General features: G+C 61.1%; 23 protein-coding genes and 2 tRNA genes. 19 read left to right on the top strand and 6 right to left on the bottom strand.

Annotation, left to right across the window (positions count from 1 at the left end):
- Positions 1 to 47: 47 nt before the first annotated feature.
- From CIK76_RS13675 to CIK76_RS13625, 11 genes are all read left to right on the top strand, one after another.
- A complete protein-coding gene (locus tag CIK76_RS13675; protein ID WP_096287382.1) occupies positions 48 to 1223 on the top strand; it encodes a C45 family peptidase in 1176 nt (391 codons plus the stop codon).
- Positions 1220 to 2872 carry an ABC transporter substrate-binding protein gene (locus CIK76_RS13670; RefSeq protein ID WP_096287380.1) on the top strand — a complete coding sequence of 551 codons (1653 nt, stop codon included), beginning with the start codon at positions 1220 to 1222 and terminating at the stop codon, positions 2870 to 2872. The genes CIK76_RS13675 and CIK76_RS13670 overlap by 4 nt, the downstream gene beginning before the upstream one ends.
- Before the next feature lie 6 nt (positions 2873 to 2878).
- Positions 2879 to 3829: an ABC transporter permease gene (locus CIK76_RS13665; protein WP_096287378.1), complete on the top strand. Its 951-nt coding sequence runs from the start codon at positions 2879 to 2881 to the stop codon at positions 3827 to 3829.
- Positions 3826 to 4680: an ABC transporter permease gene (locus tag CIK76_RS13660; protein WP_096287376.1), complete on the top strand. Its 855-nt coding sequence runs from the start codon at positions 3826 to 3828 to the stop codon at positions 4678 to 4680. The genes CIK76_RS13665 and CIK76_RS13660 overlap by 4 nt, the downstream gene beginning before the upstream one ends.
- An 8-nt stretch (positions 4681 to 4688) precedes the next feature.
- The gene (locus CIK76_RS13655; protein ID WP_096287374.1) at positions 4689 to 5480 is read left to right on the top strand and encodes an ABC transporter ATP-binding protein; all 792 of its coding nucleotides are present in this window, start codon (positions 4689 to 4691) and stop codon (positions 5478 to 5480) included.
- A complete protein-coding gene (locus CIK76_RS13650) occupies positions 5477 to 6310 on the top strand; it encodes an ATP-binding cassette domain-containing protein (RefSeq protein ID WP_255248476.1) in 834 nt (277 codons plus the stop codon). Before CIK76_RS13655 ends, CIK76_RS13650 begins: the two co-directional genes overlap by 4 nt.
- A gap of 182 nt (positions 6311 to 6492) precedes the next feature.
- Positions 6493 to 6565 (top strand) — tRNA-Asn (locus CIK76_RS13645).
- Between the two features lie 516 nt (positions 6566 to 7081).
- On the top strand, positions 7082 to 7921 hold the full coding sequence (locus CIK76_RS13640; protein ID WP_096287370.1) for a phage holin family protein: 840 nt from the start codon (positions 7082 to 7084) through the stop codon (positions 7919 to 7921).
- 91 nt (positions 7922 to 8012) lie between these two features.
- A complete protein-coding gene (locus tag CIK76_RS13635; RefSeq protein WP_096287368.1) occupies positions 8013 to 8927 on the top strand; it encodes a DMT family transporter in 915 nt (304 codons plus the stop codon).
- Positions 8928 to 8956: 29 nt separating this feature from the next.
- Positions 8957 to 10162 carry a glycosyltransferase gene (locus CIK76_RS13630; protein WP_096287366.1) on the top strand — a complete coding sequence of 402 codons (1206 nt, stop codon included), beginning with the start codon at positions 8957 to 8959 and terminating at the stop codon, positions 10160 to 10162.
- A 99-nt stretch (positions 10163 to 10261) separates the two neighbouring features.
- A tRNA-Ile gene (locus tag CIK76_RS13625) sits at positions 10262 to 10335 on the top strand.
- Positions 10336 to 10427: 92 nt separating this feature from the next.
- Here the strand turns inward: CIK76_RS13625 and CIK76_RS13620 are convergent.
- Complete coding sequence (locus CIK76_RS13620; RefSeq protein WP_096287364.1) at positions 10428 to 10949, bottom strand: peptidoglycan DD-metalloendopeptidase family protein; 522 nt, start codon at positions 10947 to 10949, stop codon at positions 10428 to 10430.
- A gap of 406 nt (positions 10950 to 11355) precedes the next feature.
- On the opposite strand from CIK76_RS13620, the gene rpsB reads away from it, so the two are divergent.
- From rpsB to CIK76_RS13590, 6 genes are all read left to right on the top strand, one after another.
- Positions 11356 to 12240, top strand: a complete 885-nt coding sequence (gene rpsB / locus CIK76_RS13615) for a 30S ribosomal protein S2 (protein WP_096287362.1) — start codon at positions 11356 to 11358, stop codon at positions 12238 to 12240.
- 143 nt (positions 12241 to 12383) lie between these two features.
- Positions 12384 to 13220 (top strand): translation elongation factor Ts, encoded by an 837-nt coding sequence (tsf, locus tag CIK76_RS13610; RefSeq protein WP_096287773.1) that lies wholly within the window; start codon positions 12384 to 12386, stop codon positions 13218 to 13220.
- A gap of 167 nt (positions 13221 to 13387) precedes the next feature.
- Complete coding sequence (gene pyrH, locus CIK76_RS13605; RefSeq protein WP_096287360.1) at positions 13388 to 14110, top strand: UMP kinase; 723 nt, start codon at positions 13388 to 13390, stop codon at positions 14108 to 14110.
- 107 nt (positions 14111 to 14217) lie between these two features.
- Positions 14218 to 14775: a ribosome recycling factor gene (frr, locus tag CIK76_RS13600; RefSeq protein WP_096287358.1), complete on the top strand. Its 558-nt coding sequence runs from the start codon at positions 14218 to 14220 to the stop codon at positions 14773 to 14775.
- Complete coding sequence (locus tag CIK76_RS19870; protein WP_255248475.1) at positions 14775 to 16346, top strand: phosphatidate cytidylyltransferase; 1572 nt, start codon at positions 14775 to 14777, stop codon at positions 16344 to 16346. The genes frr and CIK76_RS19870 overlap by 1 nt, the downstream gene beginning before the upstream one ends.
- A 137-nt stretch (positions 16347 to 16483) precedes the next feature.
- Positions 16484 to 17062 (top strand): DivIVA domain-containing protein, encoded by a 579-nt coding sequence (locus CIK76_RS13590; protein ID WP_096287356.1) that lies wholly within the window; start codon positions 16484 to 16486, stop codon positions 17060 to 17062.
- Positions 17063 to 17170: 108 nt separating this feature from the next.
- Here the strand turns inward: CIK76_RS13590 and CIK76_RS13585 are convergent, their stop codons facing one another.
- The 4 genes from CIK76_RS13585 to CIK76_RS13570 are packed head-to-tail and all read right to left on the bottom strand — an operon-like array spanning position 17171 to position 20965.
- Entirely contained in the window at positions 17171 to 18676 is a 1506-nt protein-coding gene (locus CIK76_RS13585) for a cation acetate symporter (RefSeq protein WP_096287354.1), read from the bottom strand.
- The gene (locus CIK76_RS13580) at positions 18673 to 19044 is read right to left on the bottom strand and encodes a hypothetical protein (RefSeq protein WP_255248474.1); all 372 of its coding nucleotides are present in this window, start codon (positions 19042 to 19044) and stop codon (positions 18673 to 18675) included. Before CIK76_RS13580 ends, CIK76_RS13585 begins: the two co-directional genes overlap by 4 nt.
- The gene (locus tag CIK76_RS13575) at positions 19041 to 19757 is read right to left on the bottom strand and encodes a LytTR family DNA-binding domain-containing protein (protein WP_096287350.1); all 717 of its coding nucleotides are present in this window, start codon (positions 19755 to 19757) and stop codon (positions 19041 to 19043) included. The genes CIK76_RS13580 and CIK76_RS13575 overlap by 4 nt, the downstream gene beginning before the upstream one ends.
- Positions 19758 to 19777: 20 nt before the next feature.
- On the bottom strand, positions 19778 to 20965 hold the full coding sequence (locus CIK76_RS13570; protein WP_096287348.1) for a histidine kinase: 1188 nt from the start codon (positions 20963 to 20965) through the stop codon (positions 19778 to 19780).
- Between the two features lie 200 nt (positions 20966 to 21165).
- Between CIK76_RS13570 and CIK76_RS13565 the strand changes: the two genes are divergently transcribed.
- Both CIK76_RS13565 and CIK76_RS13560 read left to right on the top strand, forming a co-directional pair.
- Positions 21166 to 21510 (top strand): DUF485 domain-containing protein, encoded by a 345-nt coding sequence (locus CIK76_RS13565; protein WP_096287346.1) that lies wholly within the window; start codon positions 21166 to 21168, stop codon positions 21508 to 21510.
- Entirely contained in the window at positions 21510 to 23132 is a 1623-nt protein-coding gene (locus CIK76_RS13560) for a sodium/solute symporter (RefSeq protein ID WP_096287344.1), read from the top strand. The genes CIK76_RS13565 and CIK76_RS13560 overlap by 1 nt, the downstream gene beginning before the upstream one ends.
- A gap of 105 nt (positions 23133 to 23237) precedes the next feature.
- Here the strand turns inward: CIK76_RS13560 and CIK76_RS13555 are convergent, their stop codons facing one another.
- A complete protein-coding gene (locus CIK76_RS13555; protein ID WP_096287342.1) occupies positions 23238 to 24281 on the bottom strand; it encodes an LLM class flavin-dependent oxidoreductase in 1044 nt (347 codons plus the stop codon).
- Between the last annotated feature and the right edge of the window lie 26 nt (positions 24282 to 24307).

Genomic DNA, 24307 nt, shown 5'->3' with positions numbered 1-24307 from the left:
GCGGCACCAACGGCAACGGGCATTCGCGCCAATAAGGAACACCTTCAATGGAACAGTTGAAACTTCGCACCCTAGAGATTTCGGGAACCCCGCGAGAACGGGGTAGGCAATACGGACAAGGAGCTGCCGACCTAATCACGAAGGCCATTTCCTTCTACACGGAGGCCTTTGACCAACAACTCGGACGCAGTTGGGAGGGGATGCGTGAACGGGCGGCGGCTTGGGTGCCACTGTGCGCCGAGAAGGCTCCGGAGATCATGGAGGAGGTCGCCGGGATTGCCGAGGGCGCCGGGGTCCAGATGCTTGACATCCTGTTGTTGAACCTGCGAGGGGAGGTCATCTACGACGCGGCGGCTCTGCCCGCCCCGGACGAAGATGAAGTTGAGGGTTGCACGAGCTTTGCGCTGCTGGATTCTGCCAGCGGAGACGGGCACGTCTACGCTGGACAAAACTGGGATTGGCGCCATGGCACTCGGGACACGGTGCTGATCCTGCGCGTTGTTCAGGACCCGCTGCCAACGCTGATCATGCAGGTGGAGGCCGGGCAGATCGGCCGGCACGGGGCCAATAGCGCGGGCATTGCGCTGAACGCCAATGGGTTGGGTGGCCGATTCGGCACTGCCTTGGGGCTACCGCAGACCTTCATCCGCCGTATGGTGCTGAATCAGAGCGAATTCGCCGACGCCCTGAACACGCTGGTGCGCACCAAGACTCACATCGCCTCCAACGCGTTACTCACTTTCGCGGACGGATTTGCCATTGACGTGGAAACCACCCCGGGGCGCAGTGGCTGGATGTATCCCACGAACGGGCTGCTCGTGCACGGAAACCACTACCAGGCATTCATCCCCGCCCAGCTGGCTGAGAGCTACCAGCCGGTCTCGGTGGACTCCCTCTTCCGGGTACCGCGCACAGAAGCGGGCTTGAGCCAGGTACGCATGGCCACGGACAGCCAGCAGGCACGCCAGCTGATTCATCAAGCCATGTCTGATCATCTGGGCTACCCGGAGTCGGTGTGCACCCACCCGGATGTGCGCCGTCCCGAAGTCCGCCAGTGGTCGACGCTGCTCTCCAGCTGCATCGACTTGACCACAGGCGAGTACTTCATTGCCCCGGGCAACCCCTGCACCAATGACTACCAAATTCTTCCCTGGAACGTCCTTGATGGCCCGGGCAGCCGCAACTCAATCGCAATGGGAACCACGAAGGAGAACGCATCATGAACAGTCCACTTCGCCGTAGCGCCGGACGCCGCACCATTCCGGCGCTGCTCGCCGCCCTTGCTCTCGGCCTCAGCGCCTGCTCCGGAGCCGGAGGCCCCACGGCGGTGCCCGAGGTCGAAGTGAGCTTCGGGCCCACCACCACACCTGCAACCGGGGACCTGGCCAAGGCAGTGTGGATGCTCTCGAAGGAACCGAGCACGCTGGATCCCGACGCCGACAGTGCCACCAGCGCCAGTACCGTGCTGGCCAATATCTGTGAGCGTCTCATGCAGCTCCAGCCGGACCTGAGTATTTCCGGCCATCTGGCGCAAAAGGCCGAATGGGTGGACAAAGCCACGGTCGTGTTCACGCTCCGCAAGGACGTGACGTTCCACGATGGAACCCCGATGACCGCCGATGACGTGCTTTATAGCATGAAACGCCACATGGCCGAGGGCGCCGAGGAATCGGACGAATACGCCAACGTGAAATCGCTGGAGAAGACCGGATCGCACGAGGTCACTGCCCACATGCTGGACGAAGACGCCATCTTCATCCAGGCGATGGCAGGCAACGGTGGCATCATCTACAACCGCAAGGCCCTCGAAGCTCAGGGCGAGGCTTTTGGCGGCCCGAGCGGCTCCGATGCCTGCAGCGGCCCCTATGAGCTTGGCAGCTGGAAGTCCGGCAGCGAGGTCGTTCTGAACCAGGCCGTCGAATACTGGAACCCGGCCAAGGCCGCGAAGACCGAAACCCTAACTTTCCGGTGGGCAGACGAAAATGCTGTGGTGAACGCGTTGATCAGCGGGGAAGCCCAAGGCGCCTACCTGGACTCGCCGGCCGCAGCCGTTCCGCTGCAGGGCAAGGACAATGTCGCCGTGTCCCAGGGGCCGGCCACCAACGTCTGGTCGCTGATTGCCACCGAACGCGGGATCCTGAAGGATGCGAACATCCGCAAGGCGCTGTCCCTGGTGCTCGACCGGCAAGGCATCGCCACCGCCGCATTCGGATCACTGGCCGAACCCTGGAAGACCCCCGTGGGCCCGGGCTCCTGGGGTTATGAACGCGAGACGTTCGAAACCGCCTACGACGCGCTTGAGGGCGCGCCCGCCAAACCGAGCGAGGCAGACATTGCCGCGGCCAAGCAGCTCGTTGCATCCTCCGCATTCCCCAACGGCGAGTTGGTCATTGCCAGCGACGGCAGCTCGGTTCGCAACGTGGTGTCCAACGCCCTGGTCGCGGCCGCCCAAAGCATCGGCCTGAGCGCAAAGATCATCACCGTCCCGCCACAGCAATACGGCGACTTCTATTCGGACGAGACCCTGCGCACCAGTGCCGACTTCTTCTCCGATGAGTACTACATCTCCAAGAACGACCCGGTGGGCTTCTACAAGAACGGCGAGAGCACCGCCCGGGTGAACTATGTCGGATTCTCCGATCCGGCCTACGACGCACTGGTGGCCAAGGCCAAGGCAACCACCGACGACGCGGCGCGCGCCAAGCTCTCCATCGAGCTGGAAGCGCGCTGGACCGAAGCCATGGTCTGGGTTCCGGTGGTTCAGACCCCCGCGACGGTGGCGCTGAATGCCGAAGTCACCGGCGCCCCCTCGTCGGCCGCCTTCATCTACTACCCGTGGGCCGCCGACCTTGGCGCGGCGGCGGGAAAGTAGCCTCACATGAAACGCATTATTGGCCGGCTGGCAGGTATGCTGGTGACCCTGCTGGCCGGGTCGTTCATCATCTTCATGGCCATGCACGCGGCCCCGGGGGATCCGGTCACCTTCCTGATCGGCAACCCCGAGGGCATCACCCCGGAACGAATCGCGGCCGTGCGCGCCCAGTACAACCTCGACCAGCCGGTGCTTGTCCAGTACTGGCTGTGGCTCACCCACGCGTTCACCGGCGACTTCGGGACCTCGTTCCACTACCTGCAGCCGGTGTCGGACTTGATGGCCACCCGGTTGCCCAACACGCTGTGGCTGGTTGGCTATGCCTCGGTGCTGTTCATCATCCTGGGCATCGGGCTTGGCATCGTTTCGGCGATCCGCCGTGGCTCGCGGGTCGACTCGGCGATCACCGGCTCGACGACGCTTGCAGCATCGATCCCCTCCTTCGTGACCGGCTTGCTGCTGGTCTACTTGTTCTCCGTCACCTTGGGCTGGTTCCCGGTCACCGGGGCCGGGGACGGAATCGCCGGACGGCTGCACCACTTGTTCCTTCCCGCGGTCTCCCTGTCCATCGGGGCGCTGGCCATCGTCAGCCGGGTGACCCGGCAGTCGATGATCGAACAGTTGGACGCAGACCACGTCGAGGCGGCCCGCAGCTTCGGGCTGGCGGAACGCAAGCTGGTGGTGCGGCATGTACTGCGCAACGCCTGGGGTCCGGTGATCACCATGGTCGCCCTGGTGGTGGCGAGCATGCTCGCCGGCACCGTGGTGATCGAGGGGGTCTTCGGGATCAGCGGCGTCGGCGCGCTGCTGGTCGACGCCATAAACACCCATGACTTTGCCGTCGTGCAGGCGGTGCTGCTCTACATGATCGTCGCCTACATGCTGGTGACCACGCTGGTGGACATCGTCCACCCACTATTGGATCCACGGATCCGTGCCAGAACGGGGAAACCATGAGCACCTCAACGACCCTGATCAATGCGCCGCGGAAACGCACCAAGGGGTATGGTGCGGCCTTCAACACCTGCCTGGGATTTCTGGTCCTGGTGATCCTGGGAGCGGTCCTCGCGCCCTGGATCGCACCGTATGCCCCGGACGAGATCGACTTCTCGGCCATTTGGACCTCGCCCGGGGCCGGGCACCTGTTCGGCACCGACCAATTGGGCCGGGACATCTTCTCCCGAGTGCTCTTCGGGGCGCGCGAAAGCCTGATCGGACCGCTGCTGCTGCTCGCCCTGGCCACGGTGCTCGGGGTGTTGATCGGCACGCTCGCGGCCTGGCACGGCGGATGGGTCGATACGCTGCTGGCCCGCATCACCGACGTGATGTTTGCCTTCCCCGGGCTGCTCTTCGTGGTGCTGGTCATCGCCGTCTTTGGCAAGGGGCCGGCCACCGCGATCCTGGCCCTGGCGCTTGCCTACGCGCCGGTGATCGCGAAGTTCACTCGCAGTATTGCGCTGGCCGAACTTTCCCGCCCCTACATCGACGCCTACAGGATCCAAGGCGTGAGCGCGCCGATGATCTGCCTGCGCTACCTGATCCCCAACATGTCCCCGGCCTTACTGGGCTACCTGGTGGTGCTCTTCGGAGAGGGCCTAATGAGCCTCGCCACGCTGAGCTTCCTCGGCTTCGGTGCCCAACCGCCAAGCTCCGAATGGGGGCTCATGGTCCAGGAGGGCCAGGCCGGGATTATCCAGGGCCATCTCTGGCCAACGCTCGCCCCGGGCTTGGTCATTGCCGCCGTCGTCGTCGCGGTGAACATCGTCGGCGTCCGACTCTCGGACCAGCTCAACGTCAAGAAGCCATAAGGAAGACAATGCTCCTGGAGATCAAGAACCTGCAACTGGATTTCGCCACGCCCGGAGGCAGCACTCGCGTGCTGCACGGGGTGGATCTGCACGTGGAACGCGGCGAGGTGGTTGGCCTGGTAGGGGAGTCCGGCTCCGGCAAGTCGACCACCGTCAGGGCGGCCCTTCGGCTGTACCCCCAGTCGGCCTCATGTACCGGCACCGTCAACGTCAATGGCGAGAACGTGCTTACCTGCGGGGAGGATGCACTCCACTCGGTGCGTTCCCGGGAGGTGGCCATGATTCACCAGGATCCGCGGGGCAGCTTGAACCCGGTGCGGCGCATCGGTGACTCGCTGACCGAACGCCTGGTCCACGTGCTGGGCGTGGACAAGTTCGCCGCACGCGCCAAGGGCACGGAGCTGCTGCGCGCCGTGGGGCTGACCCAGCCGGAGAAACGCATGCGCCAATACCCGCATGAGTTCTCCGGCGGCATGCTCCAGCGTGTGGTGATAGCTGCGGCGCTCAGCAGCGAACCTCAGTTGATCCTGGCCGACGAGGCTACCAGTGCCTTGGACGTCACCACTCAGGCTGAGGTGCTATCGGTGCTGCGCGAGGCCCAACGCTCACGAGGTTTGGGCATGCTCTTCATTACCCACGACCTGCACCTGGCCGCCGCCTATTGTGACCGGGTCTATGCCATGTTCAAGGGTCGCATCGTCGAGGAGCTGGAAGGCAATAACCTATTTGCCGCCGCGCGTGAGGAATACACCAGGGAATTGTTGTCGGCAGTTCCGAGCTTGAAGGGACAAAGACTGTGAGTATCGTCGTTCGGGAGCTTTGTAAGAGCTTCGACATGGGCAAGGGGCGCCCCGCCGTGGTGGCTGCGAACAAGGTCTCTTTCGACTTGGCGCCGGGGGAATCCCTGGGACTGGTGGGTGAATCCGGGTCCGGCAAGACCACGGTGGCACGTATGCTCGTGGGCTTGGAGACTCCGGATTCCGGTAGCGTTGAAATTGCTGGCCGCGACCGCGCACTCAATCGGCGGGGTGCCGCGGGGCGAAAGGAACGGGCCGCAGAAATTCAGATGGTGTTCCAAGATCCGTATGGATCCCTGGACCGCAGGCTGTCGGTGAGCCAGTGTTTGGGCCAGGCGCTGAAGTTGCAATCGCCCCTGCGCGGCGACGAGCTGCAGCGGGCAATCACAGAGCTCATGAACTCTGTGCGTCTTGAACCGCGACTTCTGTCTTCCTTCCCGCATCAACTCAGTGGCGGCCAACGCCAACGTCTGGCCATTGCCCGCGCGTTGGCCAGCAGCCCGAAGCTGTTGGTCCTCGACGAGGCCGTGTCGGCACTGGACGTGTCGGTGCAGGCACAGATTCTTCAGGTGCTCAACGAGATCCGCGCGGAGCGCGGCATCGCGTTGCTCTTTGTTAGCCATGATCTAGCAGTCATCCAGGAGGTCAGTGACAAGGTGATGGTCATGTATCGAGGGGATCCCATCGAGCAGGGGATAGTGTCAGACGTGTTGCAGAATCCGCAGCACGACTACACCAAGCTGCTGATTTCTTCGGTCCCCGGTCTCGGGTGGGACCCAGACGAGGTCATGGCACGTCGTCGGGAATTCGATCTGCTCCAGTCAGTACGCTGACATAGCAGATTCGAATTATTGGTTCGACAGTGTCAAGGCTCCATGTTGAGATTGGTCGGCCGGCAGTCACTACGATCCTCTTTTTTGGGCTATTAAAATTAACTGGGCACGTTGTTCTGGACGCAGCGTGTAGTCGATTTGAAAACGTCATTTGGCCGATGCTAAGGTATTACTCGTTGTATTCCTCCATAGCTCAATTGGCAGAGCATTCGACTGTTAATCGAAGGGTTACTGGTTCAAGTCCAGTTGGAGGAGCTTTCTTAAGGCCCCAACCGCATGACGCGGTTGGGGCCTTATTCATTAAAGCTTCACCCATTGGACTTCGGGATATCTGCGCGATCTTCAGGGGAAACCCTGATAGCGTCGCGAGTTGGGCTCTGGCTAGGATATTTATTAGGTAATCGCGTGTTCGCTCCGGTGCGTTTTGAGACGCGGCGGACGGCTAGAGGTTCGGGTAGTCAGCATGGACTATATAAAACTGATCCTTGAGAGCGAATCGGATTTCTGGTCGGTGAGGTATTGACGGGCCTCGGACACGATTAGTCGGCAGGTAACTGATGAACAGGATGTGAACTACGGGGCATGCATATTGATGCGGTCGCTTCCTATAAGCTCAAGTGGATAGACGATAGACTTTCAAATCGTTAACAGTTACACCCGTGGCATGAGATTTAGCTGTGGGGTTTACGCCTGAAGACTGATACGTAGGCGGTAACCGGAGTGCTAGCGTGGAAACACCGGTTGCCGAGCGATCGAGAATATGGAGAAACCATGTCTGAAGCTGATTCGATGCAAGCAGATGAAAGCCTGAAGTCGAGCGTCAAGAGTGCCAAGGCGCAAGTCGATGGACTCAAGGAGCTTGTCCCGCAGCAGCTCTCGGACGAGATCAAGCTAGGAACCACCTTGCTCAAGAGCAAGGGCATCAGTTTGGGTGTGGCCGCCGGACTTGCGGCGGGCGCACTTGTAGTAGTTTCGCTGTTTGTAGTTGCAGTGGTTGTCACCTTGGTGAACGTGTTGGCTATCTGGTTCCAGGGCTGGGCAGCTGCACTGATCGTCGCAGGTTTCTTCCTGCTGGTGGCAGCAATTCTTGCCCTTGTTATTTATCTCAAGGTTAAGAAAGCCTTGCCGCTGACTCCAGAAGCAGCGATTCGCGGCCTGCGCCACGATATCGGTGTGATCAAGGACGGCAGCAACTTCGACGTCAGCACCTTGGATGAGCCAATGCGCAAGAAGGACGAATCCGAAGAGTCCGCAAAGGACAAGAAGAAGGAACCTAAACCTCCGGCTCCTAGCGCGGATGAATTGGTACTTCGCACAAAGCGTCGCCGCCGCCAGATACAGGCGTTGCGCGACAACTTGGGTCAGAGCGTTCTAGGACCCAAAGCCAAAATCGACAAAGCACGCCAGTTTGCCGAAAACGCCGGAGACTCGGTGACTAACGCTGCCGCCAAGGCACGTAGTTTCGTCACCCCGTCGGTGAACAATGGTGAGAACAGCGAAGCTGATCGTGCAGGACAAGAACGGGTGGAGAAGGCTAAGCCTTTTGCGATCATTGCAGCGTCGGCCGGGGCTCTCGTTGCGATCATTCGTAAGCTGGTCAAGCGCTCCTAGGTTCTTGAACCGATGAGGTGGCGCGGCGATATCACGCAACCGCGCAGCATGGCCTCTCGGAAAACAAGGAACTAGTGGGAAAGGCACTGACATGGTTTGGATCGCTATTGCAGCGGCACTATGCGGTGCCTTTTGCCTTGCCTTCGGCGCGCACTTCCAATCGAGCGCCGTAAAGTCTGCCGCCGGTGGTTTGGATGTCACCCTCGGCAATATTGGCAAGCTGATGGGCAATGGCCGGTGGATGAGTGGTTTGCTGCTGCTCGGGCTTGGCATGGTGCTCAATGTCTTCGCATTGGCCAGCGCCCCGCTGACCGTCGTACAGCCAATTGGCGCCATCGCGCTGGTGGTGACCACGGTGGTCAATGCGCGCGAACACAAGCTCACGATGAATCTTCCGACGGTACTCGCGATTGCCGCCTGTATGGTTGGCTCGGCCACGTTCGTCCTGATGGCAATCAACGTTACCGGTGACCAGCATCAGGTCAGCAACTCCGAGGAGTTGCTGATCGAGGTGATTCTGGCGTGTGTTATCGCAATGATCGGAATCACTGCACTGTTCTTCCACCGGAAGCTCGGGGCTATTTTCTACATCGTAGGGGCCGGTGTGCTCTTTGGCTTCGTGGCGGTGCTGGTGCGTTCCGTCGCAATCGATGTGCTGCACTTGGGCAGCCAATTCTGGTCATCGGTGCCATGGCTTGCTCTAGCAGCTGTGGTGGTGGCGGGGCTGCTTGGTTCATATTTTGTGCAAAACGCCTATTCAAAGGGACCGCCGGACTTGGTTATCGCAGGACTGACGGTAATTGACCCGATTGTCGGCATCGCCATAGGCATTACGATCCTGGGTGAGCTTCGTCCGGATGTGCCTGCCATGCTGGCTGTGGCCATGGCGCTGGCCGGGGTGCTTGCGATCGTTGGCGTGGTGGCGCTGTCTCGTCATCATCCGGTGGTTCTGGATCGCAAAGCCAAGGCGCGGCATTTAAAAACCCTGTCTAGCCATGACACATAGAAATAGCTAAGTACTTCTCACAAGACAATATGTTGATCGAACAAGGACAATACGTGGCCGAGGAAAAACCGCTGACGATCGTCATCGCCGCCGATACCTACCTGCCGGATATCAATGGCGCGGCCATGTTCTGTTATCGCTTGGCCACCGCCATGAAAGAGCGTGGGCATCGCGTGCATGTCTTGGCGGTACGCGGGGAGAACGGCAAGACCTTCACCGAAGTTCGTCCGGAGGCGATTGTGCATCGCCTGCAATCCCACGCCGTACCAACCCACGAGTACTTCCGGATCGTTTTTCCTTGGGAAGTTAACTCACAGATCAATAAGCTCCTGGCCGATATCAACCCGGATGTGGTGCACGCGCAGAGCCACTATATGATCGGCCAGCAGACGATTGCCTACGCACGGAAGCACGGTGTGCGCTCGGTCGCAACAAATCACTTCATGCCCGAGAACCTCGACCCGTTCTTGCCGTTCCCGAAGTGGTTCAAGAAAATTGTCGCGCGTAACTCCTGGCGCGATATGGGAAAGATCTTCGGCAAGGCCGACGCGGTTACCACGCCCACCCCGCTGGCGGCCAAAGCCATGAAAGACTATGCACGACTGACCAAGGTTTTGCCGCTGTCCAATGGCATTGAAGCCGGAAATTATGAGTTGGCTGAGGGCGAAGAGATAGTTCGCAACGAAGCGCCGACGATTCTTTTTGTTGGCCGATTGGCTGTTGAGAAGAACGTCAATGAACTGATCGAGGCGTTGGCCATCATGAAGCAGGTTCCCGACGCAGTCCTCGAAGTAGTCGGAGGCGGTGAACAGCGCGCACCCCTGGAGCGTATTGCCCACGAGCAGGGATTGAGCGATCGAGTTCGGTTCCTAGGCCACGTCACTACCGAGGAGCTTCGCCTTGCGTACCTGCGCTGCGACGTATTCTGTCAGCCGGGCACCGCAGAGTTGCAGTCTCTCGTGACGCTAGAGGCGCTCTCCGCATCGAAACCTGTGGTGCTCGCCAATGCGATGGCACTGCCGCATCTTGTCGATGTAGGGGTGAACGGCTACATGTTTGAACCCGGGAACCGCGAAGACCTGGCGCAGAAGCTTGATACGGTGCTGAGCATGGACAAGCAGGCCCGCGAACGACTGGGCGAAGCTGGCCATCGCAAGGTCATGAATCATGCGCAGGAGAAGACCATGAATTCCTTCGAAGCGCTATACCGCGGTCAAAGCGTCACCCAGCATTAGAGCCTGCGGACACCGCCGCGACCTCGAATCGAGATTTTGGCTGGTCATGCCCTAGAATATTTCGAGTGTGGTTACCGCTCTGGCGGTAATTCTCATAGTGGGGCGTTAGCTCAGTTGGTTAGAGCAGGGAACTCATAATTCCTTGGTCGCCGGTTCAAGTCCGGCACGCCCTACGGTATAAGCCACCGAGTGACTTGTGGAAACAAGTCACTCGGTGGCTTTCCTTTTTTGCCATGTCGGGCATGAGGCGACTGAATCCGCAGGTTCAGTCGTTCAGCGGCAAGAGGATTGACGGGCGCAAGTCCTCGATCAAGAGCGCTGGATCAATATATTCTCCGTCCAGTCGTACACCCCAATGAATGCATCGGCCCGTGCAATGGGCCCCTGCTGACACGATCCCGAGTTTGGCGCCGGACTCAACCCAGCTTCCCGCAGGCAGCTCACTGGTTACCGGTTCCAAGCTCGTCTTAAACCCGTAGCCGTGGTCAATCACCACCACCGGACGGTCCACGACCACCCCAGTGAAGGTGATGCGTCCACGATTCGGGGCAATTACTTGGGCGCCTTCTGCTGCTGAAAGGTCCACGCCACGATGACCCGCCGACCATTTTTCGGCCGGCTTATCAAAGGCATTCAGGACCTTCGGCTCACCGGCCAACGGCCAACGCCACACAGCGGCAGCGGCTGGCTGTGCGAGGGAATCCACCGGTTGTGCATGGGCTCCCGGAGGAACCAAAGACAGCATGAGCAGTGCTTGGGCCAGCAGCAGGAGGTGTTTCGATTTCATCTATCCAGCGTGCGCGGCAGAGACCGGATGGACCTTGGATTGATTGCCGGCTGTGGGTAAGTTCCGGGTTGAGTTTATAGGCGCTAGATCACCAAGGATCGCTGTTAGCCGGACGGAGCCGGTGTAGTACACTTGGAACTGCAGTTTCTTGTCATAGGTGTGTCCAAAATTGGTGCACCAGTCAAGAGATTGACTTCGCGTGCGGGGTTCCACGACCTTTACAGGAAGTGGGCGCAAGTTCCAGTGGTCCGAGAGAATCGGTGGACTTGCGCGGACTGTCAAGCAGTCCGGGCCGCGCACTAGGGCAGATAACCAAAACGGGGATCTGCGTACAACCCAAACAACTAAGAGCAGTTACCGCGGACGCGCACGCGTCCGGTCCGCCACTGCTGAGAGGAGTTGCGACATGCCAGTCGTAACCATGCGAGAGCTGCTTAACAGCGGCGTCCACTTCGGCCACCAGACCCGTCGCTGGAACCCAAAGATGAAGCGCTTCATTCTGACCGAGCGCAACGGCATCTACATCATTGACCTGCAGCAGTCGCTGTCGTTCATTGACCGTGCCTACGAGTTCGTCAAGCAGACCGTTGCCCACGGTGGCACCGTCCTGTTCGTCGGTACCAAGAAGCAGGCTCAGGAATCCATCGCCGAGCAGGCTAACCGCGTTGGCCAGCCATACGTGAACCAGCGCTGGCTCGGCGGTATGCTGACCAACTTCCAGACCGTCTCCAAGCGCGTACAGCGCATGAAGGAACTGGAAGAGATCGACTTCGAGGACGTTGCAGGTTCGGGCCACACCAAGAAGGAACTTCTGCTGCTCAAGCGCGAGCTGACCAAGCTGCAGAACAACCTCGGTGGTATCCGCAACCTGACCCGTACCCCTTCCGCTATCTGGATCGTTGACACCAAGAAGGAACACTTGGCTATCGACGAAGCTCAGAAGCTGGGCATCCCAGTTGTAGCCATCTTGGACACCAACTGCGATCCGGACGAAGTTACGTTCCCAATCCCAGGTAACGACGACGCTATCCGCTCCGTCAACCTGCTCACCCGCGTTGTCGCAGACGCTGTTGCTGATGGCCTCATCGCCAAGAACAACAAGGCTGCCGGCAAGACCGAGGGCGCTGCAGAGCCAATGGCCGAGTGGGAGCGCGAGCTGCTCGAAGGCGAGAAGGCAAAGGCTGAGGCTCCTGCCGAAGCTGCAACCGAAGCACCAGCTGAGGCAGCACCTGAAGCAGCAACCGAGGCACCAGCTGAAGCTGCTGCTGAAGAGGCTCCAGAAGCCAAGTAGTCATCTGACTATCTCTTAGAGTTTGCTTTCACGCGCTACGGTGCGTTGAAGGACACTCAATAAAGTCTCGTGGGACGGGTTGGTTATCCGACCCGTCCCACGAGCGACATAAACTTGAAACCTCCTAGTGAACGGGGATGCACGTGGCAAACTACACCGCTGCTGATATCAAGGCTCTGCGCGAACGCACTGGCGCTGGCATGATGGACGTGAAGAAGGCTCTCGACGAGGCTAACGGCGACGCCGAGAAGGCCATCGAGATCATCCGCGTCAAGGGTCTGAAGGGCGCTACCAAGCGCGAAGGCCGCTCGACCGCAGAAGGCCTCGTAGCCGCCAAGGTCGATGGCACCGTTGGTGTCATGATCGAGATCAACTGCGAGACCGACTTCGTCGCCAAGAACGAGAAGTTCATCGAGCTGGCAAACAAGGTTCTGGATGCCGCTGTGGCCTCCGGTGCCGCAGACGCCGAAGCACTGCAGGCTTACGAGCTGGACGGCAAGGCGATCTCCGAGATCGTCATCGAAGAGGGCGCAATCCTCGGCGAGAAGATCGTTGTCCGCCGTGTTGCCCGCGTTGAGGGTGCAAGCGTTGCAGCGTACCTGCACAAGACCAGCAAGGACCTGCCTGCACAGGTTGGCGTCCTGATGGCCGTTGATGCGGATTCCGAAGCTGCCGCAACCGTCGCTCACGACGTTGCAGTGCACACCGCCGCATTGGCTCCTACCTACCTGTCCCGCGATGAAGTTCCTGCGGACAAGGTTGCAGACGAGCGTCGCATCGCCGACGAAACCGCACGCGCCGAGGGCAAGCCAGAGGCCGCCCTCACCAAGATCGTTGAAGGCCGCTTGACCGGTTTCTTCAAGGAAATCGTGCTGGTTGACCAGGCTTTCGCCAAGGACGCAAAGAAGTCCGTAGCCAAGGTCTTCGAAGAGGCTGGCACCAAGCCAGTTGCCTTCGCCCGTTTCCGTGTTGGTGCCTAAGGGTTCAGCCAAACAGTAAGCGAATGCCGCCTCTAGCGAGCGGCTAAACAAGTCAAGGGAGGTGAGCCACCGAGCAACTCGGTGACTCGCCTCCCTTTTCTTGAGCCCGGATGACAAGATAGTTTGAGATCCGGATACAGATTTCTCAACCCCAGGAGACAGACCCCATGCCTACCAGCCCAGAAACCAAACGCCGCCGCGTCTTATTGAAGCTTTCCGGAGAGGTCTTCGGCGGAGGCAACGTTGGCGTCGACCCAATCACCGTGCGTGGTGTCGCCGAGCAGATCGCTGCGACCGTCGGCGAGGTCGAGGTGGCAATCGTCGTCGGCGGCGGCAACTTCTTCCGTGGCGCCGAACTATCGGCCGCGGGCATGGACCGCTCCCGCGCGGACTACATGGGCATGCTCGGCACCGTGATGAACTGCTTGGCGCTGCAGGATTTCCTGGAACAGTGCGGCGTGGAAACCCGTGTGCAGTCGGCCATCGCCATGGCGCAGGTTGCGGAGAACTACATCCCGCGCCGTGCCATCCGCCACATGGAAAAAGATCGCGTGGTCATCTTCGGCGCCGGCGCCGGCCTGCCTTACTTCTCCACCGACACGGTGGCCGCCCAGCGTGCCCTGGAGGTGGACGCGGACGAAGTCTTGATGGCCAAGAGCGGCGTTGACGGCGTATACACCGCGGACCCGAAAAAGGACCCAAGCGCGAAGAAGCTCGAGACCCTGACCTACTCGGAGGCGCTGCAGCGCGATATCCGGGTTATGGACCAGACCGCGATGACCATGTGCCAGGACAACAACGTCAACATGCTGGTCTTCGGCATGGAAGGCGAAGGAAATGTGGCAAGCGCCATTCGCGGCGAGCGGATCGGCACCACCGTCACCCCATAAGGGTGTTCGTGGCATAGGATTGAATTAGATCTATTTGTTCGGCTGCTTCACCTGCGTGCTATCGCGGTTGAGGCAGCAGAGCGCAGGCAAAGTACTGAGGAGTACCGGTGATTGACGAAACGTTGGCGGATGCCGCCGAAAAGATGGACCGCACCATTGAAGCCGCCAAGGAGGACTTCGCGACGATCCGTACCGGTCGCGCCCACCCTGGCATGTATTCCAAGGTCATGGTGGACTACTACGGTTCCCCAACCCCACTGATGCAGCTGGCCTCCTTCGCTGTCCCAGAAGCACGCACCATCACCATCAGCCCCTTCGATGTTTCGGCCATGCGCGCCATCGAAAAGGCTTTGGGCGACCCAGAGGTCGGTGCCAACCCATCGAGCGACGGCAAGATGATCCGCGTGGTGCTTCCGGTGCTGACCGAGGAACGCCGCAAGGAATACGTCAAGCTTGCCCGCACCAAGGGTGAAGACGCGAAGGTTGCCCTGCGTAACCACCGTCGCAAGGCCAAGGACAGCATCGACAAGTTCGTCAAGGATGGCGAAATTGGCGAGGACGAAGGCAGCCGTGCCGAAAAAGAACTCGACTCGCTGACCAAGGCGCACGTTGATTCGGTCGATGAGATCCTGAAGAAAAAAGAAACTGAGCTGCTGGACGTCTAATGCCAGGCTCGACAGACAACACTGAGGGCAACGCTTCGGCGGTGCCCTCAGTGGCATCCGGCGAAGACCAGCCCATGACTCGGCGTGAGGCCCGCGCGCGCCGCGAAGCCGCCGAGCGCGGTCACTCACGCGCCTCGAAACTCAAGCGAGCGCTCTCCGGGGCTCAAGCCGAGCCCACGAAGCCAGCCGAGGCGAAGATCGCCGACAAGGCGAAACCGGCTACGGCCCAGCCGGCAGCCGAGACCGCTTCGCCGTCCCCAAAAACTTCTGCACCGACCGCGCAGTCGGCCGCCGCTCAGACCGGGCCCAAACGTGCACCCGTTGCCGCCAAGCCAGTCGCTCAACCTGCAGCAGGCAAAACCGCAAAGCCCGGAGCGGGCAAACCGGCCCCCGCAGCTCCCGAAACGCCCGAACCTGTTTCGGCGGCTCGCCCGGATAGCGTCAAGGCCCCTGAGGCTGCCCCCGCTGCCTCCCAGCAGCCGGCCAAGGCCGAAGACGCCTCGAAACCAGCCGAAGCTGCCGGCGCGGCCCAAGCTCCGCAAGCTCCCAAACCGGTAGGCGATGCGGCCAAGGCGAAGGCCAAAGCGCAGGCAAAGGCGCAACTAGTTGCCCCTGTGACAGTGCCGAAGACCTCGGACGGGCAGCCAAAACCTCCGCAAGCGGATAGCGATGACCTGGCTGAAACCGGTAGACCCGAACCCGAAGAAGCGGAGATCCCCGCCGAACTGCTGATCGGGGGACCGCCGAAGAAATCCCGGGCGGGGCGAAACCTTCCGGCGGCCATCGGTGTGGGCCTATTGATGCTCGGCTTGGCGATGCTGGGACTGTTCTGGATACCAACCCTGCTGGTAGTTCTGATCGTGGTGCTCGCCGGGGTAGGTTCCTGGGAGGTGGCCCGCGCGACAACCCATGCGAAAACCGAGGTGCAGCAATTCCCGCTGTATCTGGCGGCCATCCTGCTTCCGGTCAGCGCTACCCTCGGCGGCCTCGACGCGTTGGGTTTCGCCTATCTGGGTAGCTTGATCTTGGCATTGCTCTTCCGGATCCTCGAAGGGCTCAAGGGCGCGGCAGCATCGGTGATGAGCAGCGTCTTCATCATCAGCTGGGTTCCATTGCTGCTCAGCTTCGCCCTCTTGGTGATGCGTGGGGAGAACGGCAATCTGCTGATCACGACGATTCTGCTCTTGGTGGTCAGCAACGACACCTTTGGCTACGCCGTGGGTGTGCTATTCGGAAAGCATCCGATGGCCCCGAAGATCTCGCCCAAGAAATCATGGGAAGGCTTCGCCGGGTCCATGGTCGGGTCCATGGCTATCGGGGCGCTGGCAGCCAACTACTGGCTGGATATGCCTTGGTGGTCCGGAGTGATCCTCGCCTGCTTCACCACGGTCGCAGCAACCACCGGTGACTTCGCTGAATCCATGGTCAAGCGTGAATTGGGCATCAAGGACATGAGCAACCTGCTTCCGGGACACGGCGGCATTATGGATAGACTGGATTCGCTGTTGTTCGCCATCCCGTTGGCCTATCTCATCTCGCACCTCTTGGCCTGGAGCGTCGCGGTTTTCTAAACGCGTGAGCTGCAGAGCCGGTGACGGATCTGCGCCGGACGGTGTGCCCATGGCAGCAAAAGAATTCACAACACATAAGATTGAAGGGTGCCGCATCATGGCGGTACGCCTAATGACTTTTCGTCTAGAACTAAGGAATAGTCGTGTCGCAGCAACAAGATGCTCCGTTCTCCCGGGTCCCGGACAAGGAATTCGGCTACAACGTAAAGCAGGTTGATGCTTTTCTCAGCCGGGCGCGTGCCACCTTTAACGGCGGCGGAAACGATGATGCCGTGGTGACCAGCCACCTGATCCGCCGCACTACCTTCGCACCGCAAAAGGGCGGCTACCAGGCCCGCGAAGTGGACGGTGCATTGGATAGGCTGGAAGACGTATTCGCCAAGCGCGAGCGTGATGACCTCATTGCCCATCAGGGCGAAGAGGTCTGGTTGCAGCAGGTCGGACGCCTGGCAGCGATCCTCCGCGGGCGTTTGCACCGTGCCAAGGGTGAGCGTTTCCGCCGACCTTCACGCTCCAACGCCTCAAGCTACAACATAGAAGACGTCGACCGGCTCTGCGATCAACTGATCGACTACTTCGAACGCGATGTGCCGATGGCCGTCGACTCGGTACGCCGCGTGGAGTTCCGCTCAGCGGTAGGCACCGAAGGCTATGAAGAGTCCCAGGTGGACGCCTTCCTCGACCGCGTGGTCGAGCTGATGGCTTCGATCGACTAGGAATTTTGAGACGCGCCAACCGCGGCTCTGGCAGACCAGCAGGCCTGTCAGAGCCGCGGTTAGTGCTTTAAAGCGTCCTGGGCTGCATCTCTTCGATTCGTGGTCGAATCAGCGGAGCCGGTCAGCGCCCGTGTCACCAGCTGGCTTGTAGCTGCGCTCGGGCACATGCAGCAGCTCCATCACGCGGTCTGCATTGGCTGGGACCCTGCGCCTGGTGGACTTGGAGACCAGGATCATCACCACGAAGGCCAGCGGAACGCTCCACGCCGCCGGCTGGCGAAGCATCAGCACCCACAGCGAATCGCTGCTTTCTGGCAGCATATTCGATCCGAGCAACGCCAAGCCGCAGCAGGCCGCGCCGACGGACATGCCAGCAATGGCCCCGCGGGCGGTGAGCGAACGCCACCAGATGCCCAGCAGGAGCAGGGGGCAAATGGTCGAGGCGGTAAATGCGAAGACATTGCCGATGGCGCCAGCCAACGCCAAGGAATTCGTGAGCAAGGCGATCAGCACCGGCAGCGCGGTGGCGAGCACCGTAGAGATCCGGAATCCGCGCACGGTGCCCTGGAAGAACTCTTGCGACAGCGCTCCGGCCAAGGAGACGGCCAGCCCGGAGGTGGTGGACAGGAAAGCCGCGAAGGCTCCTCCCACCACGATCGCGGTGAGCAGATCGGCGAGGAACCCATCGAAGATGCGTTGCGGCAGCAGCAGGATCGTCGCGTCGGCGTTATTGGCACCCAGATCCTGGGTATAGAGAATCCCCAGCACCCCCAGGGTGGTGGGGAGCAGGTAGAACACCGAGAGCAGGCAGAGCACAATGGCCGTCGTGGTGCGTGCGGCTTGCCCCGAGGGGTTCGTGTAAAAACGCACCAGCACGTGGGGCAGGCCCAAGGTGCCAAAGAGCAAGGCCAGGATGATCGAAATCGTCTCATAGAGGCTCATCCCGCCGATGGACTGCAACTGCCCGGCGACCGCTGCCGCCCGCTCGGGCACCGAGTATTCCGGCATGACCTGGAAGAGCACGAATAAGGTCGGGATCACCAGGGCCGCAAGCTTGAACCAGTATTGGAAGGCCTGCACGAAGGTGACCGAACGCATCCCGCCGGAGACCACTGTCAGGCACACCACCGCGGCGACGATGACCGGTCCGACCCAGCCGGGCAGCCCGGTGGCGATGGATAGGGTCAGCGACGCGCCATGCATCTGCGGGACGATATACAGCCAGCAGATGATCACCACCAGATAGGTGGTGATCTTGCGCAGGAGCACGGAGTCTTCGAAGCGGATCTGGGCGAAGTCCGGGATGGTGTAGGCCTGGGAACGGCGCAGCGGAGCGGCCACAAAGAGCAGCAGCATCAGGTACCCGGCGGTGTAGCCGATGGGGAACCAGAGCCCGGACTGGCCGCTGAGCACAATCAACCCGGCCACACCGAGGAAGGAGGCCGCCGAAAGGTATTCTCCGCCGATGGCCGAGGCATTCCACCAGGGCTTTACGGTGCGCGAGGCCACGTAGAAATCGCTGGTCGTGCGGGAGAGCCGCAGCCCGTAGAAAGCGATGAGCATGGTGGCCACGCAGACCATCAGCAGCGCCAGGATGGAAAGCACGCCGGTCATCGAGAGATGCTCCGGTAGCGTCGCTCGTTGCGCGCCGCGGCCCGATTGAACAACAGCCCGGCAACGATGATCATCGGGTAGATTCCCACGCCCAAGATCCACCAGGGCAGGGGAATGTGGAAGAGCGTCACCTGGGCGACCACCGGCCAGAACGCCAAGATCGCCGAGATGCCCACCAGCATGATGAGCAGCCCCGCGGCGACCGCCACCGCCAAGCGAAGCTGGGAACGGATCAGCTGGCGCACGTAGAAGGTTTCGGCGCTCTGCTCGGGGCGGGCGGCGGCGATATTCAGGCTTGCGTTCTGCGGTGCCTGCACGCGCACGCGTTGCGGGCGCTGTTCGGCAAATCGGTCTTGCTCCGGGCTCACGATGGGCGGATCCGGTTCGCGGCCAATCGTTCACGCAGGTCGGGCAGGGCGCGCCGGGAGATCGGCAGCTCGGCGCCGTGGACCACTACCGCCGCCTTGCCTGTTTGCAGCCGCACCGTCTCGATCTTGTCCATGCAGACCAGATAGGAGCGGTGGATCCGCACATAGCCGGATCCGGCCCACTGCTGTTCGAGGTCATTGAGCGGCACGCGAATCAGGTAGCTGGCATCGCGGGTGTGCAGCCGAGCGTAGTCGCCTTGGGCTTGGACATAGCCGATATCTTCGCGGGCAATGAGCTTGGTGATGCCGCCTTGATCAACGGTGATCATTTCGGGTTTGGCCGGTTCGTCATCGACCAGTTCGCAGATGCGGCGCACCGATTCGGCCAGGCGCTGCGGGCGGATGGGTTTGAGCACGTAGTCGATTGCCGCCAGCTCGAAAGCCTGGAGTGCCTGGTCCTCGTCGGCGGTGACAAACACGATCAGCGGCGGGTGGGTGAAGCGGGAGATGACTCGGGCGATATCCAATCCGGACAGCGCCGGCATGTGGATGTCCAGGAACAGGGCATCGACGTCGTTTTCTTCCAGTGCCTTCAGCGCCGCGGCGCCGGAGGTGGCACGGTGGATTTTTCCGATACGCGAATCCTGTCCGAGCAGGAAGGAGATTTCTTCAACCGCTGGAAGTTCATCATCGGCAACGACCACATTAATCATGGCTAAAACTCTACCGTCAGTTAGGCCAATACGTCTGTCTCTAGCCCTTGTGGGGGACGGAACTTGGGGATTCTCAGGGTAATCAGCGTCCCGGCACCCGGAGCGGTGTCGATGAGCAGCCCATTGGCGTTGCCGTAGAGCTGGCGCAGCCGCACATCGACGTTGCGCAATCCGACGTGCATATTCACGGTGGTTCCGGCCAATACCGAGGCCAGCTGTTCCGGGTCCATGCCGGCCCCGTCGTCTTCCACGGCGATCACCGCGTGCAAACCGTCCTCGGTGGCGGTAATCGAAATCCTTCCGCCGTCCGGGCGGGCTTCCAGCCCGTGGTGCACGGCGTTCTCCACCAGTGGCTGGAGGCACAGAAACGGGATCTGGGTGGGCAATACTTCGGGGGCGATCTGCAGCGACACCTTAATGCGATCCCCGAAGCGGGCCTTTTCCAGGAGGAGATAGCGGTCAATGGCTTCGAGCTCTTCGGCCAAGGTGGTGAACTCACCACGACGGCGGAAGGAGTACCGGGTGAAGTCCGCGAACTCGATGACCAGTTCGCGGGCACGCGCCGGATCGGTGTTGATGAAGGAGGCGATCGCGTTCAGCGAGTTGTAGATGAAATGCGGGGAGATCTGCGCGCGCAGCGCACGCATCTGCGCCTCGAGCAGCTGCGCCTTGGACTCGTCGAGTTCGGCGGTGGTGACCTGCGCCGAGACGAAGACCGCGACCTCGCTGACGGCTCGCACGAAGCTCGCCCCGGCGCGTTCGGCCAGGGCGGTGACGGTGCCCACCGCCTGCCCGCCCACCATGATCGGGGCCGCCACCAGATCCAGCCCGGAGGTGCGGTGGACCTGTGTTTTCTGGCTGCCGATCACCGAGGAGCTGACGGACTGGGCGTGTGCTTCGAGATCGGCGGTGAACTCGATGGCCGCGTCGGTGGCGAGGATCGCCCTGGTGTCGCTGATCAGGAAGGCGGAGCAGCCCAGCAGCTTGCGCAGCGCCTTGGCGCTTTTGGCCGCACCCTCTTCGGTGAGCCCGCGTCCGAGGTGGGGGACCGCAATGGACATATGGTGCAGGGCCTGGAAGGTGGCTTCCTCCGCGTAGGTCCCCAGTTCGTTGGTGGAACGGGAGATCTTGAATCCCAGGTAGCCAACGATGGCGATGCCGACGACCACGATGGCCACGATGAGGGTGATCTGCAGCGCTGGTGACATATTTCAATCCTAAAGCCCGCCGCCGTCGTTGACCGTTCGTCGTCACGCAGCGTGCCGTTGAGCGCAGGAATTTATCCGCTAATCCATTGGCGTGGCCGAACCCCTAGTGGGGGACGGGCAAATGACCAATAGTGAACTTAGTCACAATGCACATGTGTGCGTCATCACTACCCTGTTTAACTCGTTCAAGGAGGGCACCAATGAGTGCTGAATCGCAACCCGATGTCACCGATGACATTGATTTTGTGGCGGAAAGGGATTCGGAAGAATTCCAGGAACTGCGCAAGACCCACCGCAGCTTCGTTTTCCCCATGGCAATCTTTTTCCTCGTTTGGTACTTCGCCTACGTCTTGTTGGCGGACTACTTCCATGACTTTATGTCCATCAAGGTTTTCGGCAACATCAATATGGGTATCCTGCTTGGCCTGTTGCAGTTTGTCTCGACCTTCGTCATCACCGCACTGTACGTGCAGTTCTCCAACAATAAACTTGATCCCAAGGCTTCGAAGATTCGTGAGCGTCTGGAAAAAGAGGGCGTGAACTAATGAATTCTTCGCTGATCCTGGCCCAGGGGGCCGAATCGACTCAGGTCGGCAACCCGCTGGTGAATATCGCAATCTTCGCCGCATTTGTGGGCATCACCTTGGTGATCGTGCTCAAGGCAAGCAAGAACAATAAAACCGCCGCGGACTACTACGCCGGTGGCCGTTCCTTCACCGGAACGCAAAACGGTACGGCCATTGCCGGCGACTACCTTTCCGCAGCGTCGTTCCTGGGCATTGTCGGTGCCATCGCGATCAACGGCTACGACGGATTCCTGTATTCCATCGGTTTCCTCGTCGCCTGGTTGGTGGCCCTGCTGCTGGTGGCCGAACTGCTGCGCAACACCGGCAAGTTCACCATGGCAGATGTGCTCTCCTTCCGCCTCAAGCAGCGCCCGGTGCGTATCGCCGCGGCGGTCTCCACCCTCGCGGTGTGCGTCTTCTACTTGCTGGCGCAGATGGCCGGAGCCGGTGCGCTGGTCTCCCTGCTGCTGGGCATTGATGGCAAGTTGGGGCAATCGCTGGTCATCATCGTCGTCGGCGCGCTGATGATCATGTACGTACTGATCGGCGGCATGAAGGGCACCACCTGGGTGCAGATCATCAAGGCTTGCCTGCTGATCGCCGGCGCACTGATCATGACCGTGTGGACGCTGGCGTTGTTCGGGTTCAACTTCTCCGAGCTGCTGGGCAAGGCCGCCGAGGTCGCCGGCAATCCGGAGCTGCTCAACCCGGGCCTGAAGTACGGCATGAGCGGAACCTCGAAGCTTGACTTCATCTCGCTGGCCTTGGCCCTGGTCCTTGGCACCGCGGGCCTGCCGCACGTGCTGATGCGTTTCTACACCGTGCCAACTGCCAAGGAAGCGCGCAGGTCGGTTGTCTGGGCGATCTGGCTGATCGGCGCCTTCTACTTGTTCACCCTGGTTCTTGGCTTCGGCGCGGGCGCACTGATCGGTCCGGATCGAATCAAGGCCGCTCCGGGTGGCGTGAACTCTGCCGCTCCGCTGCTCGCCTACGAATTAGGTGGCACGCTGCTGCTGGGTCTGATCTCGGCGGTCGCCTTCGCAACCATCCTCGCGGTGGTCGCCGGCCTGACGATTACCGCTGCCGCCTCCTTCGCCCACGACGTCTATGCCTCGGTGATCGCCAAGGACAAGACGACTCCGGAAAAGGAGATGAAGGTTGCCCGCCGCACGGTAGTGATCATCGGTATCTTCGCCATCGCCGGCGGTATCGGCGCCCAGGGGCAGAACGTTGCCTTCCTGGTGGCGCTGGCCTTCGCGGTCGCCGCTTCGGCTAACCTGCCAACCATCCTGTACTCGCTGTTCTGGAAGGGTTTCAAGACCCGCGGTGCGGTATGGTCCATGTACGGTGGCCTGTCCTCGGCACTGCTGCTGATCATCTTCTCCCCGGTCTTCTCCGGTTCGGAGACCTCGATGATCCCAAGCATCGATATGGCCATCTTCCCACTGGCCAACCCCGGCATTGTCTCGATCCCGTTGGCCTTCCTCTTGGGCTGGCTGGGTTCGATCACCGATCCAGGCGTTGAAGATATTACCAAGCAGGCAGAGATGGAAGTTCGCTCGCTGACCGGTGTCGGTGCCGAAAAGGCGGTCGATCACTAGTTCGGTGCTCAGTTGCGGATAACGATTCAGAGCGGGGGGCCGGGATCAGCCAGCAATGGCTGATTCCGGCCCCCGCCCGTTTAATTGCCGGCCTTGGCTCGGCGGCTACTTCTGCGCGAGCAGCCGCTCGACGCGCGGCTTGACCTCGGTGGCCAGCAACGTGATTGATTCCAGGAAGTGTTCCTGGGGCAGCCCGCCGATGTCGCTTTGCAGGAAGTGGCGCATGTGGCCCAGGTATCCGTGCAGGTGGACGATGCGTTCGGCGATCTCGTCGGGGGAGCCGACGTAGTAGGCGCCGGGGGCGGCCACCTGGGCGTCGAAGGCTCGTTTGTCCGGTTTCGGCCAGCCGCGCAGGCGTCCCATTTCGATGTTCAGGTTGTACCAGCCCGGGTAGAAGCGTTCCACCGCTTCCTTCGTGGAGGGCGCGACAAGCCCCAGCGCCGCTACCGAAACCTTCAGGGTCTGAAGTGCGTGTCCGGCGGCCGCCCCGGATTTGCGGTAGAGCTCTGCCAGCGGCGCAAAACGGTGCGGGGCACCGCCGATGATCCCATAGGAGACCGGCAATCCGAGCCGGCCGGCACGCGCCGACGAGGCTGCGTTTCCTCCGGTGGCGAGCCAAATCGGCAGTTTGTTCTGCGCCGGGCGGGGCACTACCGCCAGTTTCGCCAGGGCCGGGCGCGTGGTTCCGGACCAGGTGATGTTTTCGGAGGCGGAGTCGTTGATGCTCATGAGCAGATCCAGTTTCTGTTCATACAGCTCGTCATAGTCCTGAAGGTCAAAGCCGAAAAGGGGGAAGGTTTCGACCGAAGATCCACGGCCGGCGGTGATCTCCACCCGACCGCCGCCGGAGATGATGTCTGCCGTGGCAAATTGCTGATAAATCCGCACCGGATCATCGGTGCTGATTATGCTTGCCGCGCTGCCCAGCGTGATGTGCTTCGTGGCGGCGGCGGCCGCGCTGATCAACGCGCCGGGGGAGGAGGCCGGCATGGTGGTGGTGTGGTGTTCGCCGATTCCGAAGTAGTCAAGACCGCTGGCATCTGCATGCTTGATGGCTTCGAAGAGGTTGCTGATCGCTTGGGCGGTGGAACCTAGCGAACCGTCGGGGTTTCGCTGGGTGTCGCCGAAGCTATAGGCGCCGATATCCATGGTGGCAAGTTCCTTTGGGTGAGTCG

This window comes from Glutamicibacter sp. BW80 (assembly GCF_002332385.1).
In the GTDB taxonomy this organism is placed as follows: domain Bacteria; phylum Actinomycetota; class Actinomycetes; order Actinomycetales; family Micrococcaceae; genus Glutamicibacter.
This window is presented reverse-complemented; position numbering and strand designations above follow the sequence as displayed.